This is a genomic window from Altericroceibacterium endophyticum, assembly GCF_009827595.1.
In the GTDB taxonomy this organism is placed as follows: Bacteria; Pseudomonadota; Alphaproteobacteria; order Sphingomonadales; family Sphingomonadaceae; genus Altericroceibacterium; species Altericroceibacterium endophyticum.
On record NZ_WTYT01000001.1, the window covers coordinates 193,346 to 207,808 of the forward strand.

The 14,463-nt window shown below is 57.9% G+C and carries 13 protein-coding genes, 1 tRNA gene and 1 other RNA gene; 13 read left to right on the forward strand and 2 right to left on the reverse strand.

Going from position 1 to position 14,463, the window contains the following annotated elements:
* Positions 1-11 precede the first annotated feature (11 nt).
* The 6 genes from bla (at position 12) to GRI91_RS00985 (ending at position 6,383) form a co-directional block, all read left to right on the forward strand.
* On the forward strand, positions 12-899 hold the full coding sequence (gene bla, locus GRI91_RS00960; RefSeq protein WP_160734773.1) for a class A beta-lactamase: 888 nt from the start codon (positions 12-14) through the stop codon (positions 897-899).
* Between the two features lie 36 nt (positions 900-935).
* An RNA gene (gene ffs / locus GRI91_RS00965) (signal recognition particle sRNA small type) lies at positions 936-1,030 on the forward strand.
* A gap of 58 nt (positions 1,031-1,088) precedes the next feature.
* Positions 1,089-3,002: a DNA polymerase III subunit gamma/tau gene (locus GRI91_RS00970; RefSeq protein ID WP_160734774.1), complete on the forward strand. Its 1,914-nt coding sequence runs from the start codon at positions 1,089-1,091 to the stop codon at positions 3,000-3,002.
* Positions 2,999-3,340: a YbaB/EbfC family nucleoid-associated protein gene (locus GRI91_RS00975; RefSeq protein ID WP_160734775.1), complete on the forward strand. Its 342-nt coding sequence runs from the start codon at positions 2,999-3,001 to the stop codon at positions 3,338-3,340. Before GRI91_RS00970 ends, GRI91_RS00975 begins: the two co-directional genes overlap by 4 nt.
* A 160-nt stretch (positions 3,341-3,500) precedes the next feature.
* Entirely contained in the window at positions 3,501-5,891 is a 2,391-nt protein-coding gene (gene lon / locus GRI91_RS00980) for an endopeptidase La (protein ID WP_160734776.1), read from the forward strand.
* A 219-nt stretch (positions 5,892-6,110) separates the two neighbouring features.
* Positions 6,111-6,383 (forward strand): HU family DNA-binding protein, encoded by a 273-nt coding sequence (locus tag GRI91_RS00985; protein ID WP_160734777.1) that lies wholly within the window; start codon positions 6,111-6,113, stop codon positions 6,381-6,383.
* A gap of 120 nt (positions 6,384-6,503) precedes the next feature.
* On the opposite strand, the gene GRI91_RS00990 is transcribed toward GRI91_RS00985, so the two are convergent.
* Together GRI91_RS00990 and rlmB are read right to left on the reverse strand one after the other, a co-directional pair.
* A complete protein-coding gene (locus tag GRI91_RS00990; protein WP_237437582.1) occupies positions 6,504-7,382 on the reverse strand; it encodes a hypothetical protein in 879 nt (292 codons plus the stop codon).
* 28 nt (positions 7,383-7,410) lie between these two features.
* Positions 7,411-8,202 carry a 23S rRNA (guanosine(2251)-2'-O)-methyltransferase RlmB gene (rlmB, locus tag GRI91_RS00995; RefSeq protein ID WP_160734778.1) on the reverse strand — a complete coding sequence of 264 codons (792 nt, stop codon included), beginning with the start codon at positions 8,200-8,202 and terminating at the stop codon, positions 7,411-7,413.
* 146 nt (positions 8,203-8,348) lie between these two features.
* On the opposite strand from rlmB, the gene GRI91_RS01000 reads away from it, so the two are divergent.
* From GRI91_RS01000 to frr, 7 genes are all read left to right on the forward strand, one after another.
* Positions 8,349-8,434: transfer RNA gene (locus GRI91_RS01000), tRNA-Tyr, on the forward strand.
* 211 nt (positions 8,435-8,645) lie between these two features.
* On the forward strand, positions 8,646-9,398 hold the full coding sequence (locus GRI91_RS01005; RefSeq protein ID WP_160734779.1) for a phosphatidylserine decarboxylase: 753 nt from the start codon (positions 8,646-8,648) through the stop codon (positions 9,396-9,398).
* On the forward strand, positions 9,395-10,228 hold the full coding sequence (locus tag GRI91_RS01010) for a CDP-alcohol phosphatidyltransferase family protein (RefSeq protein WP_160734780.1): 834 nt from the start codon (positions 9,395-9,397) through the stop codon (positions 10,226-10,228). Before GRI91_RS01005 ends, GRI91_RS01010 begins: the two co-directional genes overlap by 4 nt.
* Before the next feature lie 617 nt (positions 10,229-10,845).
* Positions 10,846-11,619 carry a 30S ribosomal protein S2 gene (rpsB, locus tag GRI91_RS01015; protein WP_160734781.1) on the forward strand — a complete coding sequence of 258 codons (774 nt, stop codon included), beginning with the start codon at positions 10,846-10,848 and terminating at the stop codon, positions 11,617-11,619.
* 103 nt (positions 11,620-11,722) lie between these two features.
* The gene (gene tsf / locus GRI91_RS01020; protein WP_160734782.1) at positions 11,723-12,649 is read left to right on the forward strand and encodes a translation elongation factor Ts; all 927 of its coding nucleotides are present in this window, start codon (positions 11,723-11,725) and stop codon (positions 12,647-12,649) included.
* A gap of 524 nt (positions 12,650-13,173) precedes the next feature.
* Positions 13,174-13,896, forward strand: coding sequence for a UMP kinase (gene pyrH / locus GRI91_RS01025; protein ID WP_160734783.1), 723 nt, complete (start codon positions 13,174-13,176; stop codon positions 13,894-13,896).
* Positions 13,897-13,899: 3 nt separating this feature from the next.
* Positions 13,900-14,457, forward strand: coding sequence for a ribosome recycling factor (frr, locus tag GRI91_RS01030; RefSeq protein ID WP_160734784.1), 558 nt, complete (start codon positions 13,900-13,902; stop codon positions 14,455-14,457).
* Positions 14,458-14,463 lie beyond the last annotated feature (6 nt).

The window sequence follows — 14,463 nt, forward strand, 5'->3', positions numbered from 1 at the left end:
GAAGGGCGCCTGTGAAACGGTTTGTTTTTTTTCTGACCGGCTTGGCGCTCGCTGGCTGTAGCACGGTCAGAGCGGAAGCCGACGTATCGAAAGATGAGGCACTCGCGGCGATTGCGCGTGTCGAGCAGGAAAGCGGCGGCCGGCTGGGCGTCGCACTGCGCGCCAATGGCGGTGATCTGAAGCTGTCCTATCGCGGTGATGAACGCTTCGCCCTATGCTCCACTTTCAAGGTATTGCTTGCCGCACGGGTGCTGCAATTGCGGGAGAGCCATGCGCTGGAAAACCGCAACCTGACTTATGATGAAAGCGATATTGCAGGCTGGGCGCCTTACGCCAAGGAGCATCTTGCCGAAGGTGCCATGAGCGTCGAGGCGGCAGCCGAATATGCCGTGAAGCAGAGTGACAACACAGCTGCCAATCTGTTGCTGGATGCGACTGGCGGTCCGTCTTCGCTCACGCGCTGGTTCGGTCGCAATGGCGACTCGGAAACCCGGCTCGACCGCAATGAACCGGAACTCAACAGCAATGATGCGGGTGATCCGCGTGACACGACGACGCCCGAAGCCATTTCAGAAAGCTTCCGCCGCGCGCTGTTCGGGAATATCCTCGATGCCGAATATAGGGGCACTTTGCTGGGCTGGATGGCGGAAAGCCCCTTTGGCACGGCGCGACTGCGTGCCGGTATGCCGCAGGCCTGGCCGAAAGGCTCAAAAACGGGAACCTGCGCGAAGCCGGGGCAGGGGGAAGTTAACGATGTCGCCTGGTTTCAGACGCCCGATGGCGAGGAATATATTCTTGCGGCTTACCTTGATCGGCCGGCGGGCGATAAGGCCGATGCGGAGCGGGCACTGGCCAAAGTGGGCCGAATTGCCGCCGACTGGGTTTCACAGCAGGACTGATATTGCGTTTTCGTAATTTCGTCGCCATATGCGGCTCCGGGAGTCGGGCGGACGTATGTGTCCGTTAACCTGGTCAGGTCCGGAAGGAAGCAGCCACACCGGACGGCAGCGGGTCGCTCGGCTCCTTTTCCCCCCGATAAGTCAGTCTTTCACGCTGACAAGCGTGAGCCAAGTCCCTAACTAGGGGGCATGGATGATTCCGGAAACACACCCGGCGATCAGCCTCCCTGGGAAATCGATAGGGATGGCGAGACGCCAGAACAGCGCCCAAGCGCAACCGAACTGGAAGAGGCCGGGCAATCGGCTTTGTTTGGCGGTGGCGACATGCCTGCAGCGCCCGATGCCGGAAATTCGGTATCGGAACCAGCGCCTGCGCCAGCACCAACCATGCAGGCAGCGGCGTCAGACGCACCTGTAGCGGCTCAACCGCAAATGGATGGCGCCGCCCAAAATGTGGCTCCGGCGCAGCCTTATCGCGTCCTGGCGCGCAAATATCGCCCGCAAACCTTTTCCGAACTGATCGGTCAGGAACCGATGGTGCGCACGCTCGCCAACGCGATAGAGCGCGACCGGCTGGCGCATGCCTTTTTGATGACCGGTGTTCGCGGGGTGGGCAAAACCTCCACCGCGCGTCTGATTGCCAAAGCGTTGAACTGCGTGGGGCCGGATGGGCAGGGCGGCCCGACCATCGACCCTTGCGGTGTATGCGAACCCTGTCGCGCGATTGCCGAGGGGCGCCATATCGATGTTATCGAAATGGATGCCGCCAGCCATACCGGCGTCGACGATGTGCGCGAAATCATTGAGGCGGTGCGATATTCGGCGGTCTCTGCCCGCTACAAAATCTATATTATCGACGAAGTTCACATGCTGTCGCGCAACGCTTTCAACGCCTTGCTGAAGACACTGGAAGAGCCGCCGGCTCATGTGAAATTCCTGTTTGCCACGACTGAGGTGGACAAGCTGCCCGTCACGGTGCTCAGCCGGACGCAGCGTTTTGACCTGCGGCGCATTCCCACGCCCATGCTGCGTGATCATTTTGCCAGCATTTGCCGCCGCGAAGAGGTGGAGGCTGAGGAAGAAGCGCTGAATATGGTCGCCGTCGCTGCTGAGGGATCGGTGCGCGATGGGCTGTCGATCCTGGATCAGGCCATTGCGCATGCTGATCTGGATGCGGAGCAGGGCGAACATGGCATGGTCACGGCGGACCGTGTCCGCGATATGCTGGGCCTGGCGGATAAGGGCGCGCAGCGCAGACTGTTCGCCGCTTTGCTGGAGGCGCAGCCAAAGCCGCTGCTGGAGGATATTGCGCGGCAATATTCGCTAGGCGTTGAGCCGCTCGCGCTTATGCGCGGGATCATGGATCTGACGCATAAGATCACCGTCGCGCAAATTGCCGGATCGGCCGAAAACGCTCCGACATTGGAAGAACGCGAAGCGGTTGAGCAATGGGCGGAAAAACTCTCCGCCGGGCAACTGCATCGCTTATGGCAATTGCTGCTCAAGGGGCATGAGGAAGTGCGCGCTGCGCCTGATCCACTGGTATCGCTGCAAATGGCGTTGCTGCGCGTGCTGCATGCTTCTGACATGCCCGACCCCGGCCAGTTGGTGAAAAAGCTGGAAGAAATGGCTGCGCAGGGGATTTCTGCTGCTGCCGCCACGCCGGGTGACGGTGCAAATGGCAATTCGGCCGTGCAGATGACACCGCCTGCGCCGCGTATGGATTGGCAGACCTTGCTCGATCAGGTCGAACAATCCGGCGAATTGCGGGCCTGGCAAACCATGCGGGACTGGGTCCGGGTGATCGAACTGACGCCTGAACGGTTGATCTATAGCCTGACACCGGGCTTTCCGGATGATCCAACCACGCTGATCCGCGATGCGCTGACCCGCGCCACAGGTGAGCGCTGGCATGTTGAAAAGGGCGAGGTCGAAGGGCAGCCCAGCCTGCGCGAAGTGCAGGAAACCGCCAAGGCGGAAGAGCAGCACCGCATTCGCCATTCCCCCTTAGTGGAAGCGGCTTTCAAAGCCTTCCCCGATGCTGAAATGATAGACAATGACGAGGCCGTAACCGGCCCGGGAAATTGGAGTAAACGCGCATGAAGAGCATGGAAGAAATGATGCAGGCGGCCCAGCAGGCTGCTGAAACCATCCAGAAGCAGATGAACGACGCCCAGACCAAGCTCGATTCGATTGAGGTTGAGGGCACATCGGGTGGTGGTTTGGTGAAAATCCGCTGCACCGCCAAGGGCCGTATGCTGGGTGTCGCCATTGATGACAGCCTGATGAAGCTGGAAGAAAAGCAGATGCTCGAAGACCTCGTCACGGCTGCTTTCAACGATGCACGGGCCAAGGCTGATCAGGTTGCCGGTGATGAAATGGGCAAGGCGCAGCAGGGTATGGGCCTGCCGCCGGGCTTCAATTTCCCCGGTTTTGGTTGAGCCGAATACACCTGTGATATCGCGCCGGGGTCTCTGCTGACCCCCAGCCTAGGTGGCGCACCGGCATTGCGGAGTGAAGGGGCTGTCCCCATATTCCCGTCAAAGCCCGGCGCCGCGCCTGATTGTGCGGTGCCTGAGAATGAACGGATCTGGAATTTTTATGAAGTTACTGCCTCTCCTTCCCCTGCGCGATATCGTCGTGTTCCCAGGCATGGTTGTGCCGCTTTTCGTGGGACGCGAAAAATCTGTGGCTGCGCTGGAAGCGGCAATGGAAGGCTCCAAGGAAATCTTCCTCGTCGCTCAGCGCGATCCCGGCTGCGATGACCCGAAGCGTGAAGACCTGTTCGATAACGGCGTTTCGGCGCAGGTTCTGCAGATGCTGAAACTGCCTGACGGCACGGTGCGCGTGCTGGTCGAAGGGCAGCAGCGCGCATCGATCTCCTCGCTTGGCGAGGAAGGCGGCCTGGTGGTTGCTCAGGTTGATATGCAGGAACCGGAAACTGCCTCCGGTAATGAAGTCGCCGCGATGATGCGCAGTGCGCTGGATCAGTTTGCCGATTATGCCAAGCTCAACAAGAAGCTGCCCGAAGAGCTGGAAGGCGAACTGGCGTCGATCGACGATGCCGGCAAGCTGGCCGATACGATTGCCGCCAATCTGGGCGCCAAAGTCTCTGACAAGCAGGAATTGCTGAATGAACCTTCCCCGCTGAAGCGGTTGGAAATGGTCTTTTCCTTCATGGAAGGGGAGCTTTCCGTACTTCAGGTGGAGCGTAAGATCCGCGGCCGTGTCAAACGGCAGATGGAAAAGACGCAGCGCGAATATTACCTCAACGAACAATTGAAGGCGATTCAGTCGGAACTGGGCGGCGATGAAGAAGCTGGCGATGAAATTGCCGAACTTCAGGAAAAGATCGAGACACTCAAGCTTTCCAAGGAAGCCAAGGAAAAGGCTCAGACCGAGCTTAAAAAGCTCAAAAGCATGCAGCCGATGAGCGCCGAAGCGACCGTGATCCGGAATTATCTGGATGTGTTGCTGGGGCTTCCCTGGGGCAAAAAGTCGCGCTTGAAGAAAGATCTGCCCAAGGCTCAGGCGATCCTTGATGAAGATCACTACGCGCTCGACAAGGTGAAGGACCGGATCGTCGAATATCTGGCGGTGCAGGCCCGTACCAACAAGATCAAAGGCCCGATCCTGTGTCTGGTTGGCCCTCCGGGTGTCGGCAAGACCAGCCTCGGTAAATCGATTGCCAATGCGACGGGGCGCGAATTCATTCGTCAGTCGCTGGGCGGTGTGCGCGATGAAGCTGAAATTCGCGGCCATCGCCGGACCTATATCGGTTCGCTGCCGGGCAAGATCGTTACCAATTTGAAGAAGGCCGGTACCAGCAATCCGCTGTTCCTGCTGGATGAAATCGATAAGCTTGGACAGGATTTCCGCGGTGATCCAGCATCGGCATTGCTTGAAGTGCTGGACCCCGAACAGAACTCCAAATTCCAGGACCATTATCTGGAACTGGATATCGATCTGTCTGAAATCATGTTCGTCTGCACGGCAAACAGCCTCGACCTTCCGCAGCCGCTCCTCGACCGGATGGAGATCATCCGGCTGGAAGGCTATACGGAAGATGAAAAGGTCGAGATTGCCGAACGGCATCTGATCGCCAAGCAGATTGAGCAGCACGGCCTGAAGGAAGGCGAGTTCGAGCTCACCACTGATGGCCTGCGCGATCTCATCCAGTTTTACACGCGGGAAGCCGGTGTTCGTACGCTGGAACGTGAAATCGCGGGTCTGGCGCGGAAAAGCCTGCGCAAGATCCTCGAGAAGTCTGTCACTTCCGTCACTATCACACCGGAAAACCTCGGCGAATTCGCTGGTGTGCGCAAATTCCGGCACGATATGTCTGAAGAAGAGGCGCAGGTTGGTGCCGTCACGGGCCTGGCCTGGACCGAAGTGGGCGGCCAGCTTCTCACCATCGAAAGTGTCACCACCCCGGGCAAGGGAGAGGTGAAAACCACTGGTAAGCTGGGCGAAGTGATGAATGAATCCATCGCGGCCGCCTTCAGTTTCGTGAAAGCGCGGGCCCCTGCCTATGGTATCAAGCCCTCGATTTTCCAGCGTAAGAATATCCATATCCACTTGCCTGAGGGCGCTGTGCCCAAGGATGGACCCAGCGCGGGGATCGGGATGGTGACATCGATCGTGTCCACGCTGACTGGCATTGCTGTACGGCCTGATGTGGCCATGACGGGTGAGGTCACGCTGCGAGGCCGGGTGCTGCCGATTGGCGGATTGAAGGAAAAACTGCTCGCGGCGTTGCGCGGGGGCATTTCTACGGTTCTGATCCCGCAGGAGAATGAGAAAGACCTGGCTGAAATTCCGGCCAATGCGAAAGAAGGTCTGGAGATCATTCCGGTGTCGCATGTTGACCAGGTTCTGGAGCATGCCTTGACCGCTCAGCCTCAGCCTATCGAATGGACTGAGGCGGATGATCTGGCCAGTCAGCCTGCTCCAACGACCGTCGCAAGCGCCTCCGGCACGACCGCACACTGATTCTATGGAGTGGTGCATGAGGGTTAATTTACGTTAACTTTCGGCCCCACTCCGTCGATCAAATCGCTCATTTCATCGTTTGGAGGGGAAAAACACCAGAAAAGCCCGGTCTTGCGTCCCTTTGTCTTTGACAGGAGCGGTAAAACTCGCTCAATTCCTTCGCATCGCGAGGCGATTCAAAACACAGACTCAGATATTGATTGAGGGGGTTTTCCGGTAATGAACAAGAACGAACTGATCGGTGCCGTTGCTGATGCAAGCGGCCTTTCACGGAACGACGCAACCAAGGCTGTAGAAGGCGTGTTCGACACGATTTCCGGCGTACTCGCCAAGGGTGATGAAGTACGTCTCGTCGGCTTTGGCACATTCTCTGTCGCCAAACGTAAGGCTTCGACCGGCCGCAATCCGCGCACCGGTGAACCGATGACGATCAAGGCATCCACCCAGCCGAAATTCAAGGCGGGTAAGGGTCTTAAAGACGCCGTCAACTAAGGTTGATTCCTAATACCGGCTACTTGCCTCGTGGCTGGTATTAAAAAGGGCCGCTTCCCCTGGGGAAGCGGCCCTTTTTTATGTCTCGTTTGGACAGGCGCTGAACGTCGTATCAGCCCGTCATTTTGCCAGTTGGATCAGCGCCATCGGGGCGGACTTTGTACGCCGATTGATTTCCCACTCCAGCGACTGATTTTGTCCGTCAGGCTGCGGCCCCGCATCCGTATTGTTGGCTAGTATTTGCGCGTTGGTGGTGATGCGCAACGTCCCTTCCATTTGCGGGAGGTTCGGCGTGTCTAATTCTGCGTCGTCACCCATCGCATCGAACATGCCGGCCATTCCGGTCAGCAGGCCTGCCATGGGATTGCCGCCACCCTGACTGGCGAAGCCGGGCGCATCGATGCGGACTATGTTCCCTTTTCGAAGATTGGCGCTGACAAAGACGTTCCCCATCGGAAAGCCTTCAAAGGTGGGGAACACAAAATCATGGGTCAGCTCGCTTTCAATATGAAAGCTGACATTGAACAATCCATCGCCGACATAATCGACCTTGTCCCAGCCTTTCTGACGCTCCAACCGCTCTGCCAGATCTTCGGCGGCTTCCGGGTCGGCCGGATCGACACCGCCCAGCATGGCGCTCACCGCTTCGCTTTCCTTTTTCTTCTCGGCACGAGCGGCGGAGCGATCTTCTTCCCATTGGCGTTTTTGTTCAGCGAGTTCTTCTTCGCTGCAAGGCCGTTCGGTGAAATCATCGTCATAACAAAGCTGGGCGATGAATTCTCCGCGCGATGAATCTGCCTCATCGGCAAGGTCGGCGAGTTTGCTCAGAGCGAGGAGATAGATTTCGCCGTCATAGGAATAGCTGAAAGCGCCTGATTTTTGCAGGTCCAGCTCCGACTGAAACTGTCCCGGGGACAAGAAGCAGGAGGACAGCAGGCAAGTGCTGGCCAGAAGCGCTGTCGGCGCTGCAAAACGGCGCGCCAGGCTCGATATCATCATTTTGTGTCCTTGGAGTGCGCGAGAGTGGTTAGCGGCGTGTCGCGACTGCATAGAGCGCGATAGCCGCTGCATTGGAGACATTGAGACTTTCCATCGCCTGACTGATCGGCAAGCGGGCGAGAACGTCACAATGGCCCGCGATATTGGCTCGCATACCTTCGCCTTCCGCGCCCAGCACGATAGCGATGGGGCCAGCAGCGAGAGCGTCTTCAAATGTTGCCTCTGCCTCGCCGGCAAGGCCGACTCGCCAATATCCAGCCTCGGCCATTTGTTCGAGGGCGCGGGACAGATTGACCACGCGAATCCACGGCACGCTTTCCAGCGCCCCGGAAGCGGATTTGCCGATTACGCCACCTTCGGGCGGGGCATGCCTGTCCTGCGTGACCAGCGCGGCTGCATTGAAAGCCGCCGCCGAGCGGAGAATCGCCCCCACATTATGTGGATCGGTCACCTGATCGAGGACGATGATCGGGCGATCGGCATCGCCTTCAAGCACGTCATCGAGATGCAATTCTTCCAATGGCTGACATTCCAGCACCAGTCCCTGATGCGGCGCATCGCGTGAAACGAGTCGCGCCAGATCCGCGACATCCGCATATTCCACCGGGAAATCTTCCGGCAATTCACCATCCAGCGAATCAATCGCTTCGCGCGTCGCCCATAATTTGTGGTGCTGACGATTCGGATTTTTAAGCGCTGCTTCCACAGCATGACGGCCCCACAACCGCACATGGCCGTGGTTTGCGCGACCAGAACCGCGCCCACCCTGCATGCGCCCTGCGCGACCGCGCAATGCTCGCTTCTGACTACCTTTTGCCATGAAATCTCCTTATTTGTCCCGCTCCTGCCAGTACCCCCATTGACAGGCAAGCGCCGCTTCGCCATTGAGCGCCGCACTCGGCCGGACGGCTTCTTCTTTCGGAAGCGTTCTGACGACGGGATCATTCCCGTTTCCGGCGACTGTGTGGACAGGTGGCCGAGTGGTTAAAGGCAGCAGACTGTAAATCTGCCCGCGCAAGCGTACGCTGGTTCGAATCCAGCCCTGTCCACCACCGTCGCCCCTCTGAAATTTCGAATCATGGGCTTGGCTGATTGCCCGTCCATGGACCCTTCTGTTTCGGGTTGCAGGCTGAAACGCCGACGCTGGTTGAGCGCCAATCGGTCTATAGGCCGAGCGGCGTCATCCGACAGATCAGGCATATAGGCGGTGATGATCCGCGCTTTCGGCTTGTCGCCTTGGCTGTGACTGCGTAAATGTCGGTGATGGCCGGAGAACTTATGGATAACCGGGGACGCGGAGAGGCAGCCTGGACTTGGCCCTCGATTCACCCCGAAGGACGCAAATTTGGTCTGATCGCCGTGGCGGTCAGCCTTGTTTTTTTATTGTTGCTCGATTGGGAAATCGTCGGCTGGCCGTTGCTGATGTTGTCAGCGGGCGTGTTCGCTTTCTTTCGCGATCCAGAGCGTGTCGTGCCGCAGGGCGATTCCCTGATTGTGGCGCCTGCGGACGGGCTGGTAACGCTGATCAGCGAAGTTCTGCCCCCCGTGGAATTGCAGCATGATGATGTGCTTAGCGGCCGCGGTCTTGGAACGGAACCTGTAACGAGGGTTTCCATATTCATGTCGGTTTTCGATGTGCATATTAATCGCGCGCCAATGGGCGGTACGATCAAGCGGCTGATTTATATTCCCGGCAAGTTTCTGAATGCCGATCTCGACAAAGCGAGCGAGGAAAATGAGCGGCAGCACATTCTGATCGAAACCGGCAATGGCAGCCCGATCGGCTTTACGCAGATCGCCGGACTGGTGGCGCGCAGAATCGTGCCCTGTGTCAAAACCGGCGATATGGTTGCGGCGGGTCAGCGGGTCGGTCTGATCCGTTTTGGCAGCCGGGTTGATGTGTATTTGCCGAAAGGTACGGAGTCGAAAGTTCTGCTCGGCCAAAAAGTGATCGCAGGAGAAACCGTGATCGCCGAAACTGGTAAGCAGGCGTTGCTGGAGGGTGTAACCCAATGAGTGAGCCGTCCAATAGCGAGCAATATGGTCCCATAGGTCCCAAGGCGAGCGAGGATGAGATTCCCGCGACCCGCCGGCTCGGCGGAGGGCTTAAATTGCGCTCTGTCCTTCCCAACGCGATTACGGCTGCTGCGCTGTGTTCCGGGCTGACCGGAATTCGCTTTGCCATCGTCGGTGATTGGGAAAAGGCGGTCTTCGCGATCATCCTGGCGGGCTTGCTCGACGGTATTGATGGGCGCATCGCGCGCTTGCTGAAGGCGCAGTCACGTTTTGGCGCCGAGCTGGACAGTCTGGCGGATTCGCTCAGTTTCGGAATGGCGCCAGCACTCGTCCTGTTCTTGTGGTCGCTGCAGGATCTGCCCCGCTTTGGCTGGCTGGCTTCGCTTGCCTTTGCCATTTGCTGTGCCTTGCGGCTGGCGCGTTTCAACGCGCAGATCGATGTCGATCACCAGCCGCATAAGTCGGCCGGGTTCCTGACGGGTGTTCCCGCTCCTTTGGGAGCAGGGCTCGCCTTTTTGCCGATGTATCTGTGGATCGCCAGCGGCGAGCCGATCTTCCGTGAACCGCTCATCATCGCGGCCTGGGTCGCGCTGATGGCATTCCTGATGATTTCGAACCTGGCGACGCTTAGCTGGACCTCAATTCGGCCGCGGCGTGATCTCCGACTGGGGGCGATAGCGATAACGGGTATTCTCTTCGCTGCCTTGCTTACCGAACCGTGGTGGACGCTCGCGGCATTATGTGTCGGTTATCTGTTGCTGATGCCGTACGGCTGGTGGAGCTATTCGAAAGTCAGGCGGCAGCGTAAAGCCGAGGGCGCGGTTTCCTGACGCAGGCTGGTTTTGCGGGCAGGGTGGGGCGATTGACGGCTTTATGCACGGGGCGCTCCTTTGCCATCGGCACAAGCGCGCTCTGCTCCATTTCATCCAGCTGCTGCAATTGCTTTCGCAAGCTGGATGCCTGGGCAATTGCGCCATTGAGTGATGCCCAGCACACAGTCAGGCTTAGTCCGGCGGCAACGCAAAATAGGCAAGCAATCAGAAAATCGATCATCTCATTCCCCCCAATTTGGTTCGGCGGCCAAAAATGCTAGAGTAGCTGTGGAAAACATGTTTAAAGTTTTCGCAGCACTTCAATCGGCCTCGCTCTGGAACATATGTTCTCCCTATGTTCCAATGTCAAGCGGTCCTCACCACAACTGCATCCAGATTGGGTCCGTTTCGGATTTACTCCGCATTATCGCCTGCGTTGACGGGTGAATAGAAATTGCGCTGGATCTTTGGGTGAATACCCATTAAGGGCGCGCCAGTCGCAACATCTGTCGATCAATCCCGATCGCAGGTTTCGCGGCAAATCCACATGGAAGGCGCACATGCCGGTGCCCACGCGGGAGATACCGCTACGGGTTCCAAGTCTTCCAGAGGTCTAACCGGAAAGGAATTTACTTATGGCGGCACCTACCGTCACGATGCAGCAATTGATTGAGGCCGGTGCGCATTTTGGCCACCAGACCCATCGCTGGAACCCGCGGATGAAGCCGTATATCTTCGGCGCCCGCAACGGTGTTCACATTATCGACCTGTCACAGACGGTGCCGCTCATGGCCCGCGCGCTTGACTTCGTTTCCGCAACCGTCCGCGCTGGTGGCAAGGTTCTGTTCGTCGGCACCAAGCGTCAGGCGCAAGAGCCGATCGCTGAAGCTGCTCGCGCTTCGGGTCAGCACTTCGTCAACCATCGCTGGCTCGGCGGCATGCTGACCAACTGGAAGACCATTTCCCAGTCGATCAAGCGCCTCAAGACCCTCGAAGAGCGCCTGTCGGGCGACACTGCTGGTCTGACCAAGAAAGAAATTCTTCAGCTGACGCGTGAGCGTGACAAGCTGGAACTTTCACTTGGCGGTATCCGCGACATGGGCGGCATTCCGGACGTGATGTTCGTGATCGACGCGAACAAGGAAGAACTCGCCATCAAGGAAGCCAACGTTCTTGGTATTCCCGTGATTGGCGTGCTCGACACCAATGTCGATCCTTCGGGCATCTCCTTCCCGGTTCCAGGAAATGACGATGCCAGCCGCGCTGTGCGCCTGTATTGCGATGCGATCGCACAGGCCGCCACCAAGGGTGCGAATGACGGCACCGTCGATTCGGGTGCCGATATCGGTGCCATGGACACGCCGCCGGAAGAAACCGCGGCTGCTGCGGGTGAAGCCGCTTCGGCCTGAGCGTAACCGAACGGGCATATTTACCCCCTATCGCACCGAGCCGACCGAAGCCCACGGGCTACGGAAAGCTCGGTGCAATGACTAAATTAAAGAGGTATTCCAGATGGCTGCTTATACCGCCGCTGACGTGAAGGCCCTGCGCGAAAAAACCGGCGCGGGCATGATGGATTGTAAAAAAGCGCTGGCTGATGCCGACGGCAACGTCGAAGCCGCAGTTGATGCGCTGCGTGCCAAGGGTCTTGCTGCTGCACAGAAGAAATCCAGCCGCACGGCTGCTGAAGGCCTGGTTGGCGTGGCTGTATCCGGCACCAAGGGTGTTGCCGTTGAAGTCAATTCCGAAACCGATTTCGTTGCCAAGAACGAACAGTTCCAGAACTTCGTCACCAATGTGACCAAGCAGGCACTGACCGTATCCAGCGACGATGTGGAAGCGCTCAAGGCGGCTGACTATCCCACTGGTGGCACTGTTGCCGAAGCACTGACCAACAATGTCGCGACGATTGGTGAAAACCAGCAGATCCGCCGCATGAAGACGGTTGAAGTGTCCAAGGGCGTCATCGTTCCTTACATGCATAACGCCGTAACCCCGGAACTGGGCAAGATCGGCGTGCTGGTCGCGCTTGAAAGCGAAGCGCCGGCTGATGTTCTCGAAGGTCTGGGCAAGCAGCTCGCCATGCACATCGCGGCAGCATTCCCGCAGGCTCTCAATGCAGAAGGCCTCGACGCCGATCTGATCGAGCGCGAGCGCGCGATTGCTTCGGAAAAGGCTGCTGAAAGCGGCAAGCCCGAAAATGTGCAGGAAAAGATGGTTGAAGGCGCGGTGAACAAGTTCGCCAAGGAAAACGCTCTGCTCAGCCAAATTTTCGTGATGGACAACAAGACCCCGATCGCTCAGGTCGTCGAAAAGGCTGGCAAGGAAGCCGGTTCTTCGATCGTGCTGAAGGATTATGTCCGCTTCCAGCTCGGTGAAGGCATCGAGAAGGAAGAAAGCGATTTCGCAGCAGAAGTCGCTGCCGCCGTCAAAGGCTGATCGCCAGATCTGTTTGTCGGCCTGTCCGACAGCAAGAGCCGCTGCTCCCATCGGGAGTGGCGGCTTTTTGTTTGCTTGCAGACTTTTTGGATTGGAGTCGGTTTTCTGACAGGTCGCAAGAGCTGGCTAATCGGACCATTTGCGTTGCCGCTGCTGAAGATTGCGGTGATGAGCGTGCTTATATCGCCGGTAACGGTCCAGCACAGCGGTTCGCCGCTGCTCTGTTGGTTCTGTTCGGCATGATCTGATTCGTGAAGGCCCTGATATTTGCTGGCGTGCTCGTGGTTGTCCTGGCGGCAGATGAGAGCGCTTGCCGGATCAAGACACTGCGGCTGTCAATTGTGTTCGCGGCGCTGTGTTTTTCCATGTTCCTGACCCTTGGCGCCTGCGTTGACGCTCTTCGTATCACTTTGTCCGCGATGTATTATCGGGTCATGAATTGGAAATTTTGCCTTTCCCTTTGCGTGTCCGCGTGAAGGCGCTAAGGACGCGAATACCCCATCATCGCTGCAATAAGGTCTTTCATGCCGCACACTCCTTCAAAGCGCATCCTCCTAAAATTATCGGGTGAAGTGCTCATGGGAGAGCAGCAATTCGGCATTGATCCCGAATATGTTGCGCGGCTGGCTGAAGAAGTGAAGGCGGCGAAGGATACCGGACTGGAAATCTGTCTGGTTATCGGCGGGGGAAATATTTTTCGCGGGATTTCCGGTGCGGCCAAGGGGCTGGATCGGACGACTGGGGACTATATGGGCATGCTGGCGACTGTGATGAACGCGCTGGCAATGCAGAACGCGCTGGAGAAGCTGGGTGTGCAGACCCGCGTGCAATCGGCCATCCCGATGGCCACAGTATGCGAACCATACATTCGCCGCCGTGCAGAACGACATTTGGAAAAGGGCCGGGTGGTGATTTTTGCCGCGGGCACCGGAAACCCATTTTTCACAACGGATACGGGCGCGGCCTTGCGGGCTGCGGAAATGGGCTGTGATGCCTTGTTGAAGGGCACCAGCGTCGACGGTGTTTACGACAGTGACCCCAAGAAAGTACCCGGTGCGAAACGTTTCGAAACAATATCCTATGGCAAAGTGCTATCGGATAATCTTAAAGTGATGGACGCTGCCGCCGTGGCGCTTTGCCGTGAGAATGCTATCCCGATCGTGGTCTTCTCGATCCGCGAAAAGGGCAATCTCGCGCGCATCTTGGCGGGCGAAGGCGTGCAGACGACAGTACAAGAGGAAGCCTGACACATGGCGAAATACGACAAAAGCGATATCGAACGCCGCATGAAGGGCGCAGTGGACAGCCTGAAGAGCGATCTCGCAGGTCTGCGCACCGGCCGCGCAAACACGACGCTGCTCGATCCTGTTCAGGTTGAAGTCTATGGCGCGATGATGCCACTGAGCCAGGTAGCCACGGTTTCCGCACCTGATCCGCGGATGCTTTCCGTGCAGGTATGGGACAAGAGCAATATCAATCCGGTGGAAAAGGGCATCGCTCATGCCGGGCTCGGTCTCAACCCGATGATTGATGGTCAGACCATTCGTCTGCCGATTCCCGATCTGACCGAAGAGCGCCGCAAGGAGCTGGCCAAGCTAGCCGGGCAATATTCCGAAAAGGCCAAGATCGCGATCCGCAATGTGCGCCGTGACGGTATGGAAGCGCTCAAGGACGACGAAAAGAAAAAGCAGATCGGCGAAGATGACCGGAAGCGTTTGGAAGAAGAAGTTCAGAAACTGACCGACAAGTTTGTCGCTGAAGCGGATTCCGCTTCCGAGGCGAAGGAAAAGGAAATCCTCAGCCAGTGATTGAGG